This is a genomic window from Gordonia jinghuaiqii, assembly GCF_014041935.1.
Taxonomy (GTDB): domain Bacteria; phylum Actinomycetota; class Actinomycetes; order Mycobacteriales; family Mycobacteriaceae; genus Gordonia; species Gordonia jinghuaiqii.
The window spans coordinates 3,471,818-3,492,265 of record NZ_CP059491.1; the positions used below are offsets into that span (position 1 = coordinate 3,471,818).

20 protein-coding genes and 1 pseudogene are annotated in these 20,448 nt (G+C 68.0%); 5 read left to right on the forward strand and 16 right to left on the reverse strand.

All coding sequences use genetic code 11. The features are described from left to right. Nucleotides 1-87: 87 nt before the first annotated feature. The 9 genes and pseudogenes from H1R19_RS15470 to H1R19_RS15510 form a co-directional block, all read right to left on the reverse strand. Nucleotides 88-957: a DegV family protein gene (locus H1R19_RS15470; protein ID WP_219849490.1), complete on the reverse strand. Its 870-nt coding sequence runs from the start codon at nucleotides 955-957 to the stop codon at nucleotides 88-90. A gap of 29 nt (nucleotides 958-986) precedes the next feature. Then, entirely contained in the window at nucleotides 987-1,736 is a 750-nt protein-coding gene (octT, locus tag H1R19_RS15475) for a diglucosylglycerate octanoyltransferase (RefSeq protein ID WP_219849491.1), read from the reverse strand. Next, entirely contained in the window at nucleotides 1,733-2,446 is a 714-nt protein-coding gene (locus tag H1R19_RS15480) for a histidine phosphatase family protein (RefSeq protein ID WP_219849492.1), read from the reverse strand. Before H1R19_RS15480 ends, octT begins: the two co-directional genes overlap by 4 nt. Continuing rightward, nucleotides 2,443-2,805 carry a ribosome silencing factor gene (gene rsfS, locus H1R19_RS15485; protein ID WP_188327678.1) on the reverse strand — a complete coding sequence of 121 codons (363 nt, stop codon included), beginning with the start codon at nucleotides 2,803-2,805 and terminating at the stop codon, nucleotides 2,443-2,445. Before rsfS ends, H1R19_RS15480 begins: the two co-directional genes overlap by 4 nt. 142 nt (nucleotides 2,806-2,947) lie before the next feature. Then, nucleotides 2,948-3,739: pseudogene (gene nadD / locus H1R19_RS15490) on the reverse strand (nicotinate-nucleotide adenylyltransferase); the annotation flags it as partial. Nucleotides 3,740-3,787: 48 nt separating this feature from the next. Then, on the reverse strand, nucleotides 3,788-5,179 hold the full coding sequence (locus H1R19_RS15495) for a vWA domain-containing protein (RefSeq protein WP_219849493.1): 1,392 nt from the start codon (nucleotides 5,177-5,179) through the stop codon (nucleotides 3,788-3,790). Beyond that, a complete protein-coding gene (locus H1R19_RS15500; protein WP_188327676.1) occupies nucleotides 5,179-6,102 on the reverse strand; it encodes an AAA family ATPase in 924 nt (307 codons plus the stop codon). The genes H1R19_RS15495 and H1R19_RS15500 overlap by 1 nt, the downstream gene beginning before the upstream one ends. Next, the gene (locus H1R19_RS15505; RefSeq protein ID WP_188327675.1) at nucleotides 6,102-7,385 is read right to left on the reverse strand and encodes a glutamate-5-semialdehyde dehydrogenase; all 1,284 of its coding nucleotides are present in this window, start codon (nucleotides 7,383-7,385) and stop codon (nucleotides 6,102-6,104) included. The genes H1R19_RS15500 and H1R19_RS15505 overlap by 1 nt, the downstream gene beginning before the upstream one ends. Before the next feature lie 167 nt (nucleotides 7,386-7,552). After that, entirely contained in the window at nucleotides 7,553-7,819 is a 267-nt protein-coding gene (locus H1R19_RS15510) for a metal-sensitive transcriptional regulator (protein WP_188328029.1), read from the reverse strand. A 170-nt stretch (nucleotides 7,820-7,989) separates the two neighbouring features. Between H1R19_RS15510 and H1R19_RS15515 the strand changes: the two genes are divergently transcribed. The 3 genes from H1R19_RS15515 to H1R19_RS15525 all read left to right on the forward strand — a co-directional run bounded on the left by H1R19_RS15515 (nucleotide 7,990) and on the right by H1R19_RS15525 (nucleotide 11,293). Then, nucleotides 7,990-10,152, forward strand: a complete 2,163-nt coding sequence (locus H1R19_RS15515) for an MMPL family transporter (protein ID WP_219849494.1) — start codon at nucleotides 7,990-7,992, stop codon at nucleotides 10,150-10,152. Nucleotides 10,153-10,233: 81 nt separating this feature from the next. Continuing rightward, nucleotides 10,234-10,638, forward strand: coding sequence for a DUF302 domain-containing protein (locus H1R19_RS15520; protein WP_188327673.1), 405 nt, complete (start codon nucleotides 10,234-10,236; stop codon nucleotides 10,636-10,638). A 49-nt stretch (nucleotides 10,639-10,687) separates the two neighbouring features. Then, complete coding sequence (locus H1R19_RS15525) at nucleotides 10,688-11,293, forward strand: mycothiol-dependent nitroreductase Rv2466c family protein (RefSeq protein WP_219849495.1); 606 nt, start codon at nucleotides 10,688-10,690, stop codon at nucleotides 11,291-11,293. Nucleotides 11,294-11,304: 11 nt separating this feature from the next. Here H1R19_RS15525 and H1R19_RS15530 read toward each other — a convergent pair whose 3' ends face one another. Genes H1R19_RS15530 through H1R19_RS15545 form a run of 4 tightly spaced genes read right to left on the reverse strand, consistent with a single transcriptional unit; the run spans nucleotide 11,305 to nucleotide 16,676 of the window. Beyond that, nucleotides 11,305-11,871: an ester cyclase gene (locus H1R19_RS15530; RefSeq protein ID WP_308258774.1), complete on the reverse strand. Its 567-nt coding sequence runs from the start codon at nucleotides 11,869-11,871 to the stop codon at nucleotides 11,305-11,307. Nucleotides 11,872-11,930: 59 nt separating this feature from the next. Further along, nucleotides 11,931-12,719 carry an HNH endonuclease family protein gene (locus tag H1R19_RS15535; RefSeq protein ID WP_219849496.1) on the reverse strand — a complete coding sequence of 263 codons (789 nt, stop codon included), beginning with the start codon at nucleotides 12,717-12,719 and terminating at the stop codon, nucleotides 11,931-11,933. Between the two features lie 46 nt (nucleotides 12,720-12,765). Beyond that, nucleotides 12,766-15,030, reverse strand: coding sequence for an ATP-dependent DNA helicase RecG (gene recG / locus H1R19_RS15540; protein ID WP_219849497.1), 2,265 nt, complete (start codon nucleotides 15,028-15,030; stop codon nucleotides 12,766-12,768). Further along, nucleotides 15,027-16,676, reverse strand: a complete 1,650-nt coding sequence (locus H1R19_RS15545; RefSeq protein ID WP_219849498.1) for a DAK2 domain-containing protein — start codon at nucleotides 16,674-16,676, stop codon at nucleotides 15,027-15,029. Before H1R19_RS15545 ends, recG begins: the two co-directional genes overlap by 4 nt. 273 nt (nucleotides 16,677-16,949) lie before the next feature. On the opposite strand from H1R19_RS15545, the gene rpmB reads away from it, so the two are divergent. Beyond that, nucleotides 16,950-17,141 (forward strand): 50S ribosomal protein L28, encoded by a 192-nt coding sequence (gene rpmB / locus H1R19_RS15550; protein ID WP_065632754.1) that lies wholly within the window; start codon nucleotides 16,950-16,952, stop codon nucleotides 17,139-17,141. A 108-nt stretch (nucleotides 17,142-17,249) separates the two neighbouring features. After that, nucleotides 17,250-18,065 (forward strand): enoyl-CoA hydratase/isomerase family protein, encoded by an 816-nt coding sequence (locus H1R19_RS15555; protein WP_219849499.1) that lies wholly within the window; start codon nucleotides 17,250-17,252, stop codon nucleotides 18,063-18,065. Between the two features lie 37 nt (nucleotides 18,066-18,102). Here the strand turns inward: H1R19_RS15555 and H1R19_RS15560 are convergent, their stop codons facing one another. From H1R19_RS15560 to H1R19_RS15570, 3 genes are read right to left on the reverse strand one after another with little or no spacing between them, the layout of a single operon-like run. Next, nucleotides 18,103-18,786, reverse strand: a complete 684-nt coding sequence (locus H1R19_RS15560; RefSeq protein ID WP_188327667.1) for a uracil-DNA glycosylase — start codon at nucleotides 18,784-18,786, stop codon at nucleotides 18,103-18,105. 49 nt (nucleotides 18,787-18,835) lie between these two features. Then, nucleotides 18,836-19,357 carry a gamma carbonic anhydrase family protein gene (locus H1R19_RS15565; RefSeq protein ID WP_188327666.1) on the reverse strand — a complete coding sequence of 174 codons (522 nt, stop codon included), beginning with the start codon at nucleotides 19,355-19,357 and terminating at the stop codon, nucleotides 18,836-18,838. A 9-nt stretch (nucleotides 19,358-19,366) separates the two neighbouring features. Continuing rightward, nucleotides 19,367-20,395 (reverse strand): thiamine-phosphate kinase, encoded by a 1,029-nt coding sequence (locus tag H1R19_RS15570; RefSeq protein WP_244970998.1) that lies wholly within the window; start codon nucleotides 20,393-20,395, stop codon nucleotides 19,367-19,369. Nucleotides 20,396-20,448: the final 53 nt, after the last annotated feature.

Sequence of the window (20,448 nt, forward strand, 5' to 3'; positions counted from 1 at the left end):
GCGGTCGCGGCGTCGAATCGCGGAATCTGTGGAGCGCGACCGGGCCTGTGGATGAACAGCGAGCCCAGGGGATCTCGTCCCGACCGGTCAGAAGCCTTCGGCCGGCTCGATCCCCTCGATCGGGTCCAGGTGAGCGGCGATCACGACGCCGACGGCGCCCGGGCCGACGTGGCTGCCGAGGATCGGGCCGAGGTCGACGGTCAGTTCGGAGGTCACCACGCGCAGCCGACCGTTGACGGTCGCCCGCAGCTCCTCGGCGACGTCGGGGCTCTGGCAGTGCTGGATGCCGACCGTGACCGCACGGCCGCCCGCCGACTCGACCGCGGCGTCGACCATCTTGTCGAGCGCCTTGGAGAAGGTGCGGTGGCGTTCCTTGAGCTGGAGCGTGCCGTCGACCATGTGCAGGATCGGCTTGATCGACAACGCCGAACCGAAGAGTTTGCCTGCCGCGCTGATCCGCCCACTGTGACGCAGGTTGTCGAGTTGCTGCACACACAGCAGCGAATCGACCGTCGCGGCCTGACGGATCGCGGACTCGTACACACGATCACGATCGGCACCGCCGGCAGCGGCCTGAGCCGCCGCGATGGCGGTGAAACCGACTGCGAGACCGACAGACCGGGAGTCGACGACGCGGACCTGACCGGAGAACTTCTCGGCCGCCATCCGCGCCGAACTCCACGTCCCCGACAGGCGGCGCGACATGTGCACGGCAACGACTCCGTGGCCCTCACTGTCGTCGAGGGCAGCTGAGAAGACCTCGGACAGTTCGTTCGGATTGGCGCCGGACGTGGTCACCCCGGGCGTCGACACGACGTCGTCGGGGATGTCGTCGACACCCTCGCGGTAATCAGAGCCCTCGACATTGACATGCAACGGAACCTGCCGGATCCGGTAATGCTCGGTCACCGAGCGAGGCAACCGAGAGGAGGAGTCTGTGACGACGACGACAGGCACGCGTCTACGTTAACCCGTTCACGCCGGCGTCACGCACGCCGGCTCTCCTCGACGGCCGGCGCCACCAGATCGGCGATCTGCCGGTGGCACGAGAAACCCCAGTGGATGCCGTCGGGGTTCATCTCCGCGGCCGGGTCGTCGAACGCGTCGCGGGTCACGGGATAGAAGTCGACACAACGCAATCCGTGACGGGCCGCCCACCTCGACATCGCCGCCGTCGTCGGGATCCGTCCCGCATGCACGTAGCCGTAGTAAGGACTGCGATGCGTCGGCGGCAGACAGACGACGATGGGCAGGTCCGGACGGAGCTGGGTGAGTGCCTCACGCACCTTCTCGAGATACTCGATCGTCACACGAGGCGGCAGCGCCAGCGGCCACCCGAGGCGAGAGCCGCGAGGCTGCACCCACGAATAGATCTCACGAACCCACTGCCGCAACCTATTCGGCCGCACATAGCGGATCTGCTCACGGAATGCGGTCGGCAACGGCGACGGCAACGTGTCCATCCCGCCGAAGGCGAGCACGACGACATCGGCGTGCGGCACCGTGGCCCAGATGTTCGGATCCTGGGTCAGCGCCCACCACACATCGCGGCTCGTCCAGCCGATCCGCCCGAACAGGCGCACTCCAAGGCCCACATCGGCCCCGACCATCGACGGCCAGATCTCCGGGTGGTCCGCCGGCAGACCGCCTTTCGGCCCGTAATACGCCAGCGAATCCGACAGGACCAGCACACACCGATCCGACGTCCGACCGTCCGCCGGAGCCCGTTCCGTCACTGAATCGCGGGGTCGGAGTCCTCCGCGGAGGCATTCCACACGTCGAGGCGCCACCGCGGGAGCACACCCGGCTTGCCGTGACCCGACAGCTGCACCCAGCTGGTGTTCGCGAGACCCCCGAAGGAAGGCCAGTTCTCCACCGGCAGGCCGAGCAACGCCGCCGTCATCGCCGCAATGACCCCACCATGGGCCACCAGCACGACCGGCGACTCCGCACTGTCCCCGGTGCCCCACTCCGGCAACTGCTCGATGAGCTCGTCGACGAGAGGCGTCGCACGCCCGGCGACGTCGACACGACTCTCCCCGCCGGGCGGCGTCCAGGTCGCGTCGTCACGCCACACCGCACGCGCACCCGGCGCGACCTTGTCGACATCGAGATGGGTCAGACCCTGCCATTCACCCAGATGCGTCTCGCGGAGCCGCACATCGGTTGTCACCGGCAGACCGGTCCGCTGCGCCAAGGCCTCCGCGGTGTCGCGGGCGCGCCTCAGATCCGACGACCAGATCGCCAGCGGTTGCCGCTTGGCCAGTTCCACCGCCGCCGAAGCGGCTTGGCGCACACCGAGTTCGGAGAGATCAGTGTCGAGTTGGCCCTGCATGCGACTGCCCGCGTTGTACTCGGTCTGACCGTGCCGCAACAGGATCAGACGACGCACAACCGGGGTCAGCCGCTCGACAGCGGTGTCGTGTGAGTCGGGACCACCACTCACGACAGCCCTTCCACCTCGACCACCGGGCAGTCCTTCCACAAGCTCTCCAGCGCGTAGAAACGTCGCTCATCGGTGTGCTGAATGTGCACCACGATGTCGGCGTAATCCAGCAGCGCCCAACGCCCCTCACGAGTTCCCTCACGCCGCAGCGGCTTGTGACCGGCCTCCCGCAGCTTCTCCTCGACCTCGTCGACGATCGAGTTCACCTGTCGTTCATTGTCCGCCGAGGCGATCACGAACAGATCGGTGATCACCAGCTGCTCCGACACATCGATCACGGTCACCTCATGGGCGAGCTTCTCCGCGGCCGCCAGAGCGGCCACCTTGGCCATCTCCAACGCTTCAGCTGACGCAGTCACACAAGTCCTCTCATTCGCTTACCACCTGATCCTCGGCCCGCCGCACACTCTCGCCGGGCGGCGCGGTATCTTCTCCGCCCGCTCGCAGCGCTCCCGGCGCGGCATTTTCTCCGCCCGCTCGCAGCGCTCCCGGCGCGGTATTTTCTCCGCCCGCTCGCTGCGCTCCCGGCGCGGCACCCTCTTCGCCCGCTCGCTGCGCTCCCGGCGCGGCACCCTCTTCGCCCGCTCGCTGCGCTCCCGGCGCGGCACCCTCTTCGCCCGCTCGCTGCGCTCCCGGCGCGGTCGTCCCGGGCGACGACGCACGAGGCGCACGATACAGCTTGCGCTTGGCGATGTACTGCACGACGCCGTCGGGCACCAGGTACCAGACCGGGCGACCCTGCACGGCGCGCGTACGGCATTCGGTGGACGAGATCGCCAGCGCCGGGATCTCCAGCAGATGCAGGGTGTCCTCGGGCATCGCGTCGAGGCGGTGGGCCAGATGCTTCGCGTCGAGTACGTAGCCCGGCCGGCTCACACCGACGAACCGGGCGAGCTCGAACAGCTCCTCCCAGTCCTGCCACGACAGGATCGACTCCAACGCATCGGCGCCGGTGATGAAGTACAGCTGCGCATCCGGAAGGAGCGCACGCAGATCTCGCAGCGTGTCGACGGTGTAGGTGTCGCCGTCGCGGTCGATGTCGACGCGGCTCACACTGAACTGCGGATTCGATGCCGTCGCGATGACCGTCATGAGATAGCGGTCCTCGGGTGGGCTCACCGTCGCATGCTCGCCGAACTTCTGCCACGGCCTGCCCGTCGGGACGAAGATGACCTCATCGAGCGAGAAGCGGTGGGCCACCTCACTCGCCGCGACGAGGTGACCGTTGTGGATCGGATCGAATGTGCCACCCATGACGCCGATACGGCGCGCACGAGGGCGGTCGGGTGACATGGACGGTCAGTCTACGCGTGGGGGTCGGCGAACAGAGTCGGGCGCTGGTCAGATGGGCAACAGGTCGGCGATCACGGTCCCGAGCTGCGTCGCGTTGCGGCATTCGAACATGTCGATCACCCCGGCATAGTCGGTGGCGACCGAGTCGCCCGTCCCCCAGTGCTGCTTGGCCTCGGGATTGAGCCAGTACGCATGCCGGGCGCGCTCGACGAGCTCGGCCAGCGCGTCGGCGTGCTGATCGTGGTAGTTGTTGCGCGCATCGCCGAGAATCAGCAGGGCCCCGCGATGGGTCAGCGAGTCGCCGTAGTCGCTGACGAAACCGGCGAGCATGTTGCCGTAATCGGAGTGACCGTCGCGGGTGGAGATCCGGGCGGTGGAGATCATGTGGTGCATCGCCGCGCCGAAATCCTCTTCGCCGTGGTCGAAGTAGTCGGTCACCTCGTCGACGGTGTCGACGAAGGCGAACACCCGGACCTTCGAGAACTGCTGACGCAGGGCGTAGACCAGCCGCAGCGTGAACTGGCTGAACCCGGCGACCGACCCCGAGACGTCACAGATGATGATGAGTTCAGGACGCCCCGGACGCGGCTTGCGGTGGCTGAGCTCGATGGGCACGCCGCCGGTCGACATCGACGCCCGCAGGGTCTTGCGGACGTCGACCGCTCCGCGATGCGCACGCCGCCGGCGCGTCTCCAGCTTCGCGGCGAGCAACCGCGCCAGCGGTTCGATGGTCTTGCGGATCTCCACCTGTTCCTTCGCGCCGGCGGAGAGGAAATTGACGTTCTCCGGCAGCGGCGGCACGGCGTAGGCACCGACCTTGTCGCGACCGTTGCGGTCGGCCATCCGGCGCTGCGTCTCCCGCTCGATCGCGGCACGCAGGTCGCTGGCCTTCTTCCGTGCGGCCTGGCGGTAGAGCGGATCGGTGCCGGCGCGCCCGCCATCGGGCTCACCGGTGTCCATGGCCGCCGCTATCTTCGCGATCAGCGTCTGGGGGCTGACCGCCGAGATCGCCTGGTAGGCCGAGAACGCCTCACCTTTGGTCGAGCCGTAACGCCCCAACTCGTCGACGATCATCGCGATCGCCTGCTCGAGCCGACCATCATTGGCCGCGGCGTCGTCGGCGAGCATCTCGGCGAGCGCATCCCGCACCGCCTCGATATCGAGGGAGCCCTCCGGCGTACGCGGCAGATCCTCGGTGACCGTGCGCATCCCGGCGCCGACCGGGAACCACAGGTCGAAGACACGGTCGAACACCCCGCGGTGGGCGTGGTCGACGAGCAGCGTCGTGGCGAGTCCCTCGCGAAGTCGCGAGCGCTCGAGCAGATCGAGGACCTCCATCGCGCTCGCCGCGTCGATCAGCGACGACGGACCCACGACGATCCCGCGTCGGCGCAGCTCATCGACGAAGTCGGTGAGGTGCGCGACGAGCGGAACGGTCATCAGCCCAGCTTGAGTTCTTTGAGGGCCGTCTTCAGGTCCGGGCGATGTTTGAGCACGACGCCCAGGGTCCGCGCGATGAGACCGTCGTCAAGGCCACCGCCCTTCGCCGCGCCCTGCTCACCGGCTCCGAGTGCGAGCAGCGTGTTGGCCCAGTCGATCGTCTCGGCCACCGACGGCTTCTTGCGGATGTCGAGGGTGCGCAGGACACCGACGATCCGGACCAGTTCGGCGCTGAGCGAATCCGACAGGTTCGGCACCCGCGATGCCAGGATCTCCTTCTCACGCTCGGCATCCGGGAAGTCGATGTAGAGGTACAGACAGCGACGCTTGAGCGCCTCGGACAGTTCACGGGTGGCGTTGGAGGTGAGCAGCACGATCGGACGACGCTGCGCGACAACAGTTCCCATCTCCGGGATGGTGATCGCGAAGTCGCTGAGCACTTCCAGCAGCAAGCCCTCCATGTCGACGTCGGCCTTGTCGACCTCGTCGATGAGCAGCACGGTGGCGCCCTCACGGGAGATCGCCTTCAGCAGCGGGCGCGGCAGCAGGAACTCATCGGAGAAGATGTCTGTCTTGGCCTCGTCCCACGCCCGGGTGCCCGTGGCCTGGATGTGCAGGATCTGCTTGGCGTGGTTCCACTCGTAGAGCGCGCGCGCCTCGTCGATGCCCTCATAACACTGCAGCCGGATGAGTTCGGCGTCGGTCGCCGCCGCGATCGACCGGGCCAGTTCGGTCTTGCCGACCCCGGCCGGGCCCTCCACGAGCAGCGGCTTGCCGAGTCGGTCGGCGAGGAAGGTCGACGTCGCGGTGGCGTCGTCGGCGAGGTATCCGGTCTCGCGGAGCCGTGAGACGACGTCGTCGACAGCAGTGAACGAGGGGACCACCTGGGGGCCCGCCCCGGTGTGGTCCGTGGCGCCCGTCATCACGCCGGCCGAACGTGGCCGTTGCCCCAGACCAGCCATTTGGTCGAGGTCAGTTCGGGCAGTCCCATGGGGCCGCGGGCGTGCAGCTTCTGGGTGGAGATGCCGATCTCGGCGCCGAAGCCGAACTGCTCACCGTCGGTGAAGGCGGTCGAGGCGTTGACCATGACCGCAGCGGCGTCGACGCGGCGGGTGAATTCGTCGGCGGCCGCGAGGTCGGTGGTGATGATCGCCTCGGTGTGCCCGGTCCCGTAGGTGTCGATGTGGGCGATCGCGGCGTCGAGGCCGTCGACGACCTTCATCGCGATGTCCATGGTCAGATATTCCTTGGACCAGTCGTCCTCGGTGGCCGGCTCCATGCCCGGTTCGTCGCCGTGGATCACCACACCCTGGGTCTGCAGCACCGAGGTGATGCGGGGCAGGGCGTCGGCCGCGACAGCCTTGTCGATCAGGACGGTCTCGGCGGTGTTGCAGACGCTGGGCCGGCGGGTCTTGGAATTGAGGATCACCCGCGCCGCGACGTCGAGGTCGGCGAGGGCATGGACATAGACGTGGCAGTTACCGACGCCGGTCTCGATGGTCGGCACGGTCGCGTTGGAGACGACGGCCTCGATGAGACCCGCCCCACCACGCGGGATGACCACGTCGACGAGGCCGCGTGCGCGGATGAGCGCGGTCACGCTCGAGCGGTCCTCACTGGGCAGCAGCGCCACGGCGTCGGCGCTGATCCCCTTCGACGACAACGTTTCCCGCAGCACCCGCACCAGTTCGGCGTTCGACGACGCCGCCGAAGACGAGCCGCGCAGCAACACCGCGTTACCCGATTTGAAGGCGATCCCGAACGCATCGACCGTCACGTTGGGACGCGCCTCGTAGACGATGCCGACAACGCCGAGCGGGACGCGGAGCTGGCGGAGCTGCAAGCCGTTGGGCAGGGTCTTGCCCGCCACGATCTCACCGATCGGGTCGGGCAGGACAGCCACCTGCCGAAGTCCGTTGGCGATCCCGACCACACGCGACTCGTCGAGCCGCAGCCGATCGAGAAGACTGGCCTCGGTGTCGGCCTCCTCCGCGCGCGCGATGTCCTCGGCGTTCGCGGCGAGGATCGTCTCCGACGCGGCCTCGATCGCATCGGCCGCAGCGAGCAACACCTCGTTCTTGCCCGCGGTGGTCAGCGCACTCAACGACCGGGACGCCGACTTGGCCGCCCGGGCGAGTCCGAGGACGACCATCTCGGTGTCGGAACCGCCCTCGGCGACGGCCTGCTCTGCGGTGGGTGCGCTCATCTACATCCTCGACTTCGCGGTGGTCCCGAGACGAGACCGCCCGGGAGATGTGCCGTCCCCAAGAGTAGCGCCGGCCCGGACGCGCCCCCAAAGAGATACGCCTGAGCCGGCGACGAGGTCGGTTTCTCGCCACCTCGTCGCCCAACAGACACCGACAGACCCGGTGCTCACGCGAGCGCGAGGAACAATTTCTCCAGCTCCGCCTCGGACAACGGCGGCTGTTCACCGTCGGCGGTCTCGATGCACTGCCGCATCCCGGAGGCGACGATCTTGAAGCCTGCGCGGTCGAGCGCGCGTGACACCGCGGCGAGCTGGGTGACCACATCCTTGCAGTCACGACCGGCCTCGATCATCGCGATCACACCCGCGAGCTGCCCTTGAGCACGTCGCAACCGATTCAGGACGGCACCCATCGCCTCGTCACCAACGGCCATGTGGGGCCTCGCTTCAACTGTCATCGCGACTCTCCTCGTCATCGACCACCGGGTGTGCGGCCACCGGCAGATTCCCGGAAGCGCGACCGCTGGTTCTTGACGACAACATACCCCCTTGGGTATGTTCGCGACCAGACATATACCCCATGGGGTATCTAAGGAAGGAAACCATGGCGCCGAAGTCGGCCCTGTCCGAACACGAAGCAACACCAGACTCATCGAGTCCATCGGCCGGCCTACTCGGCCGATGGGGTGCGGCCATGGCCGGCCACGCCCGCTGGGTCTTCGGTCTCTGGCTACTGGCCCTGCTGGTCCTGGGCGCCGCAGCACCGTCGGTGTTCTCCTCGCTCGCGGGCGCGGGCTGGCAAGCCAACGGGTCCGAGTCCGTCCAGGTCCGAGACCTGACGCAGCAACATTTCGGCGGGAACTCCTCGGCTGCCGTGCAGGTGGTCGTCCACTCCGATGACACTCGCGTCGAGAGCCCTGAAGTCCAGGCCGTGGTCGCACAGATCACCGAGCTCGCCGCAACCGATGACCGGTTCGCCCAGGTCCTACCCCCGCAACCCGGCATGTCCATCAGTCCCGACGGCCACACCGGGATCGTCATCATGGGCGCAGCGGCCAACACCGACGACATGGTTCGCGCCGTCGACGAGCACAAAGACGCGCTGACCGGGATGTCCGGAAACGGGGTCGAGGTCTACCCGACCGGGGCCTCGGCTCTGTGGAGCGACTTCAACAAGGCCAACCACGACGCCATGATCAAGGCAGAGCTGTTCTCCTGGCCGGTCACGCTGACGATCATGGTGCTCGCCTTCGGGTCCCTGGTCGCGGCCGGACTGCCCCTGCTGCTGACCATCGCAGGACTCGTCGCGTCCGCAGGGGGCCTGGTCCTGCTGAACCAGGTGACGCCGATCTCGGTGTGGGCGATCAACTTCGCCATGATGTTCGCGCTGGCGCTGGGCATCGACTACGCACTCTTCATCGTGTCTCGCTTCCGCGACTCCATCCGGGAACGCGGCGAGAACATGCGCGCCGCGGTCGCCGAGACCATGGACACCGCAGGAAAGGCCGTGTTGCTCTCCGGCATCACGGTTCTGGTGAGCCTGTCGGCCGTGCTGCTCGTCCCCGCACCGGCGGTGCGCACCATGGCGGTGGGCATCATGCTGGCGGTGTTCTTCGTCCTGGCGGCCACGCTGACCCTCCTACCCGCTGCGCTGGGCAAGCTGGGCGGCAAGGTCAACGCGGTCTCGATGCCGTACGCGCGCCGCCAGCAGCACCGGTCGCCGATGTTCGCGCGCTGGGGAGGCTTCCTGCACCGCCACCCGTGGACCGTTGCCGCCGGCTCCCTGGTCGTTCTCATCGCACTCTCGATCCCGGTCTTCGGGCTGAAGGTTGCGATGCCGTCGATCGGCGTCGTCCCGTCCGACGCCCCGGTCCGCCAGGGCTACGAACTCGTCCAATCCCAGATGGGTGAGGGCGCACCGGGAATGCTGCAGATCGTCGCACCCGCCGACGAGGCGCGCGAGACCGCCGAGATCGCGGCACAGGCCCCTGGCATCGAGATGGTCACTCCCCCGATGCCTGCCGTGGACGGCTCGGAATACGTTCTCATGCAGGCCCTTCCGTCGGTCGACCCGTCCGATGGACAGATGAGCACCATCGTCGGCGATCTCCGGAACACCCTGCCCGACGGCGCAGTGGTCGGCGGGGCGCCCACCGAGAACCTCGACCTTCAGCAGACGCTGAACGACTATTTCCCCCTGATCGTCTCCGTCATCCTCATCCTCGGCTTCCTGCTGCTCCTGGTGTCCCTGCAGGCACCGTTGATCGCCCTGATCGGCACGGTGGTGAGCCTGTTGTCCACGGCAGCCGCTTTCGGCGTCGCGAAGCTGATCTTCCAGGACGGGTTCCTCGCGGACCTGTTGGGTTTCAGCCCGCAGGGCTTCCTCGACGGGTGGGCGCCGGTGTTCTTCTTCGCCATGATCTTCGCGATCGCGATGGACTACACCGTCTTCCTCCTCGCCACAGCCAAGGAGCATTTCGAGCGGTCCGGTGACGCCGCCACCGCACAGATCGACGGAATGGCACACTCCGGCCGCATCATCTTCGCCGCGGCCGCGGTCATGGTGGCGGTGTTCTTCACCTTCGCACTGGCCGAACCGCTACCTCCGAAGGAGATGGGGATCATCCTCGGCGTGGCGGTCCTGCTCGACGCTGTCCTGATCCGGCTGACGCTTCTGCCCGCGCTGCTACGCATCACCGGGCGCGCGGCGTGGTGGACACCGGGCTGGTTGCGCCGAATCCTGCCCTCGATCAGCTTCTCGCATTGAGATCTGCACAACCGGGTACACAGGGACTCAGACCCGACCGAGTCGAGTCGAGTCGAGTCGAGTCGAAAAGAAAGGAACACCATGACACTCGCACTGGCCACCACGCTGGCGGTCCCCTTCGCCGAGGCGGTCGAGAAAACCCGCGCCGCACTCGCAGACCAGGGTTTCGGCGTCCTCACCGAGATCGACGTCCAGGCGACGCTGAAGACCAAGCTCGACGAGGACATGGAACCGTATCTGATCCTCGGCGCCTGCAATCCGCCGTTGGCGCACCGTGCGCTCGGCGTCCAGCGCCAGATCGGACTGCTGTTGCCGTGCAACGTCGTCGTCCGATCGGACCCCGACAACCCCGGCACGACTCTCGTGGAGGCGATGAATCCCGATCTGATGGTTCAGGTTTCGGGTGAGGCCGACCTCGAGCCGGTCGCGCGTGACGCCGCGGAGAAGCTGCGCGCCGCGATCGACGCGTTGTCGAAGCAGTCCTGACCCGCGGAGACACCCGGACGAACAGAACACCCACGAACACAGGAGCTCCATGACCCACTTCGATTTCCACTTCGACCCGGTGTGCCCGTTCGCCTGGGCCGCATCCCGCTGGCTCATCGACCAGGCCGGCACCCACGGCGCCTCCGTCGATTGGCACGTGATGAGCCTGGCCGTTCTGAACGAGGACCAGCAGCCGGACTCGGAGGGCCAGCGCCGCCAACTCGACACGTCGCGGCGACTCGGACGAGTCTTCATGGCCGCCGTCGCGAAGAACGGCACCGAATCGATCGGGCCCCTGTACTCGGCGACCGGCCGACGTCTCCACCACGCGGGCGATGAGATGACCCCAGACGTCGTCGCCGAGATCCTGACCGAGGCCGGGCTCCCCGCGGAGTTGGCCGAGGCGATGGACGACGAGACGTTCGACGAGCCGCTACGCACATCGCATCAACGCAGCCAGGATGCACTGGGAGAGACCGGCGGCAGCCCGCTCATCGGCATCGACGGCACGCATTTCTTCGGTCCGGTCCTCTCCGGATTCCCAACCGGAGAGGACGCCGCCGCGCTCTACACCTCGCTCGTCACACTGGCGGGCACGTCGGTCTTCTCACAGATCAAGCGGCCGGCCGGTGGGCCGCCGAGTTTCTCGGACTGATCGGCGCCGGGTCACGCCCGCTCTGCTCGCATCGCCGTGCGCTTGGCTCTCGCGCACCGAAACAGGTACAGCGGTGTCGGCGGCACCCAGCCGAGTTGCTGCGCCATACCCAGGTCGTCACGATTCGCCCAGTGCTCGATACACAGACCGTCACGTAACCGGAACCAATGCGTCTGTGTCACCGCGAAATCGCGTCCGGTCGGCGCGAATACCTGGGTGATCGCGGCATTCTCGCCGTAGGCGACGAACGGGCCGGTCTGGGTCCCCGACATCGTCGCGTGGACCACGACGAGATCCCCGTCGGCGACGACGTCGTGTGGAGTGTGCCGGAGGTTGATGAACGCCGTGCGGAGCCAGATCGCGGTGGCCCACGTCGCATCGGGCCCCAGGCCCCTGCACGCAGGCGGCTCGTCCTTCGCCTCCCTGTTGACGTTCTCGGGATGCGTGACCGCCTCCACGTCGGCCCGCGTCCCGCTCCCCATGGCGGTCAACGCTCTGACAGCGGTGTCGACCGGGTCGGGCAGTTGGGTCATGGCGACCTCCGAAGACTCGAGTTCCAGCGCAGCCGCGCTCGACATCAAGCATCCTCCGCAAGCAGCCGAGGACGCAATGGGCAACTGTCCACGAGGACGTTCCCTCAGCGGGCCTGCCGCAGCGCATCCACAAGCACCTCGCGCGACGCGGCGTCGAGCATCAAACCGTATGTCGCACTGACGGTTACGAACTGGATCGCATACTGACACCAGAACCCGCGGGCCGGCGGCATCCAGCGCGCCGGTTCGGAGTCGCCCTTGTCCTGGTTCGAGTGGCCGTCGACCGCAACGAGATTGGCCGGATCGTTGGCGAAGTTCTGGCGCTTGTCCGGCGGCCACGACCAGGCACCCATGTCCCATGCGTAGGCCAGCGGCACGATGTGGTCGATCTGAATGCTCGACGCACCGCGGTCACGACGGAACACCACGAAGTCACCGGTGTACGGACTGCGCAACTCCCCCGCCAGCACCGCTCGCGGGCAACTCGACACCGGGCCTGCGCGCACATCGTGTAGGTCTCGTGCCAGCACGTCGTTGCGGGTGTCACAGCCGTTGCCGCCGCCGGGAACCGTCACCGCGTCGGTCCAGGCCGAACCGAAGGCGCTGCGGTCGTAATCTCCTCGGTCGGCTCGGACACCGGCCACCGGAATCGATCCCAGACCCGACAGGGCCTGATGAGCAAGCGCACGAACGCGCTGATCGACCTCGGGACCCGAGCCGACCCCACCGGCCCCGACGGCCACCACGACCGCGGTCACCACCGCGACGATGAGCACCCACCACTGCCGGGCCGACCAGGTGACCGCACTCGGGTGGCTCCATCGAATCCAGCGCACCCGCATCCGAATGCGCCGCAAAGCCGGCGACCGCAGGATCACATCGCGCAGCACCATGCTGATTCAGACGCGCGCGGGCCGATTCCGGTTCCGCCTGCTGAACTCAGGACTTGTCGAGGTATGCGATCTTCTGTGGCACCAGGATTCCGTCGACCAGGTCGGCCAGCGCCCGGTGTTCCAGGAGTGTGATGTCCTCGCTCACCACATCTTCGGCGAGCCCGCGGGCGTCCTCGATGACCTCGATGTCGTCGAGCAGCGACAGGAAGCGGAGCGAGGTGTTGACACCGGACTGCAGCGACCCCAGCAGGTCACCTTCGCGACGCTGCTCGAGGTCGACCCGCGCGAGTTCGAAACCGTCGTTGGAGGCGGCCACCGCGCGGAGTCGTTGCATCGACGGTGAGCCGTCGCGACTCTGCGTCATCAACAGGCACAACCCGGCGTGCTGCCCACGACCCACGCGGCCGCGCAGCTGATGCAGCTGGCTCACGCCGAATCGCTCGGCGTCGACGATGACCATGGTGGTCGCGTTGGGTACGTCCACACCCACCTCGATGACGGTGGTGGACACCAGCACGTCGATCTCGCCGCGCCCGAATTCGTCCATGACGGCGTTCTTCTCGTCCGCGGGCAGCCGCCCGTGCAGCATCTCCACCCGGCGGTGCGCGAAGGGACCCGAGACGAGCGCCTCGTACTGCTCGAGCACCGATGTGGTCTTCGGCGCCTTGTCGGCGTCGCCGTCCGGATCGGGCTCGGGTTCGGGTCCGTCGCCGATGCGCGAGCACACCACGTAGACCTGACGCCCCGCGTCGATCTCCTCGTTGGCACGTGACCACACCCGCTCGACCCACGACGCCAGACCCACCGGCACCACCGATGTACTGATCGGCTGCCGGCCGCGCGGCAGCTCCCGCAGCACCGATGTCTCGAGATCGCCGAAGGCGGTCATCGCGACCGTGCGTGGGATCGGCGTCGCGGTCATCACCAGGAAATGCGGCACGCGACCATCACGGCCTTTGCCTCGCAACACATCCCGCTGTTCGACGCCGAAGCGGTGCTGCTCGTCGATGACCACGAGTCCGAGGTCGAAGAACTCGACCCTCTCCTCGAGCAGCGCGTGGGTACCGATGACGATCCCCGCCGTCCCCGTCACCACGTCGAGCAGCGTCTCGCGACGGCCCTTGGTCTTCATCGATCCCGTCAGCAGCGCGATCCGGGTGGCCCCCTCCGCGGCGGTCAGCTCGCCGGCCTCAGCCAGATCGCCGAGCATCGTCTTCATGGTCCGGTAGTGCTGGGCGGCAAGCACTTCCGTCGGCGCGAGGATCGCGCACTGGTAGCCGTTGTCGACCACCCGTAGCATCGCCAGCAACGACACGAGGGTCTTACCGGAACCGACCTCGCCCTGGAGCAGCCGCGACATCGGTTGCGCGCGGGCCAGATCCTCGGCAAGCTCCTCGCCGACGTCGAGCTGGCCGTCGGTGAGCGTGAACGGAAGACGTTCGCGCAGCTTGTCCTCGAGTCCACCGGGCACCCGCGGACACGGTGGCGCCGACTCACTGCGGCCGGCCAGCCGTCGCTGGGCGAGCACGGTCTGGATGGCCATCGCCTCGTCGAATTTCAGCCGGTACGAGGCGATCTTCACATCGTCGTCGGAGTCGGGCAGATGGATCTTGCGGATCGCCTCGTCGGTGGAGATGAGTCCGCGGTCTCGGCGTTGCGCCTCGGTCAGCGCGTCCGGGATCGGTGCGCTCTGGTTCAGCACCTGCCGGACGGCGCCGAGGATGTCCCAGGTCTGAACGTTCTTGTTGGCCGGGTACATCGGCAGGATCTCGCGATCGAACATCGCGATGAGACCGTCGCCGGTTGCGCTGCCCCCGACCTCCCGGGTGACCTGCTCCTCGATGGCGTACATCTCTTTGAGCATCTTGGAGCCGACGATCTGGTCGATCTCCGGTGCGCCGTCGGGCAGGATCATCCACTCCGGATGCGACAGCTGGATCTGGTCGCGGAAGTACTTGACCGTGCCGGCCATCATCACGCGCGCGCCGGGCCGCAGCTGTCCCTTGATCTTGTAGGGATTGAAGAAGCTGGCCTCGTAGACGTCGTTGTCGTCGGTCACCTTGACCTTCAGGAACGCCCCCTTACGGCTCCGCATCTGGACGAGATCGGACTTGGTGACCCGACCGACGATGGTCAGCCACTCCCCGGTCTCCGGCCGCTCCTGATCGGCGACGTGCCCGCGACGCACGTAGCGACGGGGCGTGTAGCGCAACAATTCTCCGACGGTGTGCACCCCGAGCGTGGCCAGCATCTCGGCCGGCCTCGACCCGAGTACGTCGGCGAGTGAGTCCGACAATGCGAAACCGCTCACTCCACACCCACCTGGAGAAGGTCGCTGCGCTGCCCGGTGCGGTAGACCGCCAGCTCGATTCCCGGGTAGGAGCGTCGCATCTGCTCGGCTATGGCCGCGAGAGCCGCATCGTCGACGTCGATGCCGGCGAGCACGGTGACCAGTTCACCGCCGGTTGCGAGCATGAGGTCGATCAGTGCCGTTCCCGCGGAGGTCTGGTCGGGCGCCACGACGAGGACATCGTCGCCGATGAGGCCGAGTATGTCGCCGACATCGGACATACCGGCCAGCGTCATCATCTTGGTGGTGGCGAGCTGGAGCGATCCCCAACGCGCCCCGGCGGCGGCCTCGGCCATCGCATAGGCGTCCGCGTCGGGCACCTCGCTGGGATCATGGACCGCGAGCGCCGCGAGGCACTGCGTCATCGACGACGTCGGGAGCATCAGCACCGACCGCTGGGTGGACCGCACTTCGGTGGCCACCGTGACGAGTTCCTGAGATGCCAACGCGCCGTTGGCCATCACCACGACGTGGGCGCTGTCGGTGTCGCGGATCGCCTGTCCGAGCGCCTGGGCGGAGAGTCCGTCGTCGGCGCGGAGCACGGTCGCCCCCGCCTCGCCGAAGAGTTCGGCCGCGCCGTCTCCGAGGACTACGGCCATCACCGCTCGCTTGCGCCGCGGTGGCGGTTCGGACGAATCGACCTGTGCGCGAATGGCATCGAGGGCAAAGCAACTGATCCTGATCTCGGAGAGCCGACCGAGTCCGGCACCGGCCTCCACCGCCGCACCGGGCTCGCAGGTGTGGACGTGCACCGAGAAGCGTTCGCCCTCGCCGTTGGAACTGTCGCCGACGATGACCACGGCGTCGCCCAGGCGGTTGAGGCTTTCGCGCAGTTCGGCGATCTGCTCACCGGCCGCGCCGTCGAGCAGGTACATGACCTCGAAGTCCTGGTCGCTGCCGTCCGCGCAGGTGTCGTCGACGCCGTGACCGAGCGTCGCGCTGTCGGTGAGGATGCCGCGGTAGCGGCGCCGGCGGTGCGACACCCCGGTGATCACCCGCACCATCGAGTCCAGGAGCGCGAGGAAGCCGCGACCACCGGCATCGACGACGCCGGCGTCGGCGAGTACCGAGAGTTGCTCCGGGGTGCGCTCAAGAGCTTCGGCGCAGTCGTCGGCGATCGCACGGACGAGGTCGGCGGCCGATTCGCTCTCGTGCGCGGCCGCCGATTCCGCGGCCACCCGGACCAGGGTGAGGACGGTGCCCTCGCGGGGTTCGCTGACGGCACGGGTCGCGGCGAGCGAACCGAGTCGTAGGCCGAGTGTCGCCAGCTCGGCGAAGGTCAGGGACGGGGTGTCGCCGAGGATCTCCGCGCCGTCGGCGAGGCCGACGAGAACCTGGGACAGGATGATCCCGGAATTCCCGCGGGCCGCCGACACCGCACCGTCGGCGAGTGCGCGCCCCACCTCCGGGAGCGAGGCATCCGGCGGCGTCGCCTCCGCCGCCTCGGCCGCGGCACGCATCGTGAAGAGCATGTTGCTGCCGGTGTCGGAGTCGGGTATCGGGAAGACGTTGAGGTCGTTGATCTCGCCGCGCAGGATCTCGAGCTGCTCGACCGAGACACGGGCCCAGTCGCGCAGCAACTGCGGGTGGACGGTGCGGGCGATCACGGTGACTCTTTCTCGCTGTGCCGCGCGCGCGACGAGGGGATGTCGCGCGCGAGGAGGACCGGCTGGGAGGATGTGGCAAGGCTACTCGGGGTGTACGACCGCCTGGTCGGAGCGCGCCCTTCGCGTGCCGAGACGGCCCGGATTTGGTGGCATCCGGCAGACCTGGTTATCCTTGCAGGGTTGCCTTTCGCTCAACGCGCACACCTGTTGGTGGTGCCGATCGATCCGAGAGGCTGAACACAGACCATATTCATCTATCAAGGGAGTTCGACGATGGCTGCCGTCTGCGATATCTGCAGCAAGGGCCCGGGCTTCGGCAAGTCGGTGTCTCACTCACACCGGCGTACCAACCGCCGCTGGAACCCGAACATCCAGTCCGTTCGCGTGGAGGTCGCCCCCGGCAACCGCAAGCGTAAGAACGTCTGCACCTCCTGCCTGAAGGCCGGCAAGACCGCAGCTGTCTGATCCCTCACCCGCCCTGCGGGTGTGGAGTCCGAGAGCACAAGACCCGATGCCACGAGCGAGAGCTCCCCGGCGTCGGGTCTTTGGTGTGCGCGGGATACTGTTTCGCGCATGACCTCATCACCCACCACCGAAGCAAGCCCGGACGCCGCACTCGTCACCGAGGAGAACGGCGTCCTCACCGTCGCGGTCTCGACCGCCGGCGCCGGCAATTCGCTCGACGACGCCGCTGTCGCCGCAGGCCGGCAGGCATTGCGCGAGGTGGCCCGCGGCCGACGCGACGTGGGCGCGATCCTGCTCACCGGCCTCGGCAAGAACTTCTGTGCCGGCGGCAACGTGCGTGCCTTCGCCGCCGCCGACGACCGGCCCACCTATCTGCGTGAGATCGCCGACAACTTCCATCTGCTCGTCAGTGCACTGCATGAGGCCGACCGCCCCGTCGTGGTCGCGGCCAAGGGCTGGGCCGCCGGAGCCGGCATGTCACTGGTCCTCCACGCCGACGTCGCCATCGGCGGTTCCTCCACCCGGCTCCGACCCGCCTACCGCGGAATCGGCCTGACCCCCGACGGCGGGCTGACCTGGACCCTGCCGCGGGTTGTCGGGGCCGCCCGCGCGCGCCAGATCATCCTGACCGACCGGATCATCTCCGCGGACGAGGCCCTGCAGTGGGGCATCCTGTCCGAGATCGTCGCCGACGACGACGTGGAGGCCACCGCGCGCGCCACCGCCGAGAAGATCGCCGCGGGTCCGCGCCACGCCGACGCCGCCACCAAGCACCTGCTCTCGGTCTCGGCCGGGAACTCACTGCTCGAACAGCTCACCCTCGAGGCCCGCTCCATCTCCGAACGAGCCGGACTCCCCGAGGGCGTCGAAGGCGTCGACGCGTTCACCGAGAAGCGCGCCCCCGACTTCACGCGGGGTCGCTGACCCGCTCACCGAGGAGCGCAACGGCGCCCCTGCGCACTCAGGGCAGGCGCCAGTCCACCGGTTCGGCGCCGAGATCGAGGAGCTCCTCGTTGGCGCGGCTGAACGGTTTCGAGCCGAAGAAGCCCCGCGACGCGGACAGCGGTGACGGATGTGCCGAGACGATGGTCGGCACATCCGGCAGCCACTTCTCCAGTCCCGCCGCATCCCGGCCCCACAGGATCGCGACCAGTGGCTCGTCGCGGTACGCCAGCGCCTTGATCGCGCACTCGGTGACCTCTTCCCACCCCTTCCCGCGATGCGAGGCGGGCTCACCCGGGGCCACGGTGAGCACCCTGTTGAGCAGGAGTACACCGTTGTCGGCCCACGGCGTCAGATCCCCGTTGCCGGGCATCGGATATCCGAGGTCGCTGCAGTACTCGGTGTAGATGTTGGTCAACGACCGCGGGATCGGCCGTACATCCGGCGCCACCGAAAAGCTCAGTCCGACGGCATGTCCGGGAGTCGGGTACGGATCCTGTCCGACGATCAGGACACGGACGTCGTCGAAGGGGCGGGTGAACGCCCGCAAGATGTTCTGTCCCGCAGGCAGATAGCGGCGCCCCTGGGCAACCTCGTTGCGCAGGAACCGGCCCATCTCGGTGATGATCGGCTCGACCGGCGCGAGCGCCTCCGCCCAACCGGGGTCGATGATCTCGGCGAGCGGCTTCTGTGGTGCGGTCACGCTGGTCCCCCGATGTGTGTCTGGTCTGGCGATCCGGTGCGCATGTTCCTCAATCGAGCCTGCGCAGCGACTCGCGGTAGTGCTGGGCGTTGTGGAAGTACATCTCGCAATTGAGCTCGGTGTGGCCCTCGGGGACCTCGTAGCCCTCGCGCAGGCGGGCGGGCACGCCCAGTGCCATACGCCGCGGGGGCACGTCGAACTTGAACGGGACCACGGCGCCGGCGCCGACGATCGCGCCGTTGCCGACGGTCGAACCGTTGAGGACCACCGAGCCCGACGCGATGAGACAGTCGTCGCCGATCGTCGCGCCCTCGATGTGCGCATTGTGTCCCACCACGCATCGCTCACCGATGACGGTCGCGTCGGAGATGGTGCAGTGGATGACGGTTCCGTCCTGGATGTTGGAACGCGCGCCCACGGTGATGGTTCCGTAGTCGGCCCGCAGGACGGCCCCCGGCCACACCGAGACGCCGTCGCCGAGGGTGACGGCTCCGATCACCACGGCATCCGGATGCACGTAACAGTTCTCGCCCAGGACGGGCTCCCGATCATCGAGTGCGTAAATCGCCATAGGACGACTCTAGACACCGGACGGGTCGGCGAAGGACTGCCACCCGTGCAGGTCGAGCCCGTGGGGTCCGCCGACGCGGCTGCCGTCGACCCACACCTCGGGAGCCGACGACGTGCGCTCGCCCACCGAGCCGATCACGGTCCACCCGTCGGGCACCGATGCGGCCTCGAACGCGGCGAGCAGCTCATGGTCTTCCCCGCCGGCCAGCACCCACTCGTTCACATCGGCCCCGAGTTCACCTGCGAGCACTGCGAGGTCGGGCCGTCGTGGCACGGCCTCGGCCTCGACGGACATCGCCACGTTCGTGGCCCGAGACATCGTGATCAGTTCTTCCACAAGCCCGTCGGAGATGTCTGTCATGGCATGCGCCCCGGCCGCCGCGGCGACCGGCCCCTGACTCAGGTCCGGCGACGGAACACGATGCGCAGCAACCACTTCGGACCACCGATCGGCGTCGACCGCCGGTGCCGACAGCACCGCGAGGCCGGCAGCGCTGGCACCGAGTGGACCACTCACCGCCAGGACGTCGCCGCTGCGCGCCCCACCCAGCGACACCGGTGGGCGACCCTCGAGCGCACCGACCGCGGTCACGCTCACCACCACCTGACCCGCGGCGACGAGGTCGCCGCCGAGCACCCGGGCGCCGAGCGCGTGCGCGGCGCCGACCACACCGTCGTTGAGATCGAGGATGACCCCCACGGCGGTGTCCGCCGGGCAGGCGATCGAGACGACGAGACCCGTTGTGCGCCCACCCATGGCGGCGACGTCGGCGGCGCTCTGCACCACCGCCCGGGCCCCGACCTGTCGCGGTGTCGACCAGTCGAACCGGAAGTGCCGTCCCTCCACGATCGTGTCGGTGCTGATCACCGCGGACCCGCCGATGTCGAGAACCGCTGCGTCGTCGCCCGATCCGATGACTATGTCGTCGGCAGGCTCTCCCGACGTCGCGGCTGCGGTCAGCGCGGCGATCACCGCACGCTCCCCGATCGCCCCCACCGTGGCGGAACGGTTCAACCCGACCGTTCCGGGACCGTCGATCCCCCCGCTCGGGGCGACGTCGTCGGCGAAGGTCACTTGTCCGGCCTCACTCT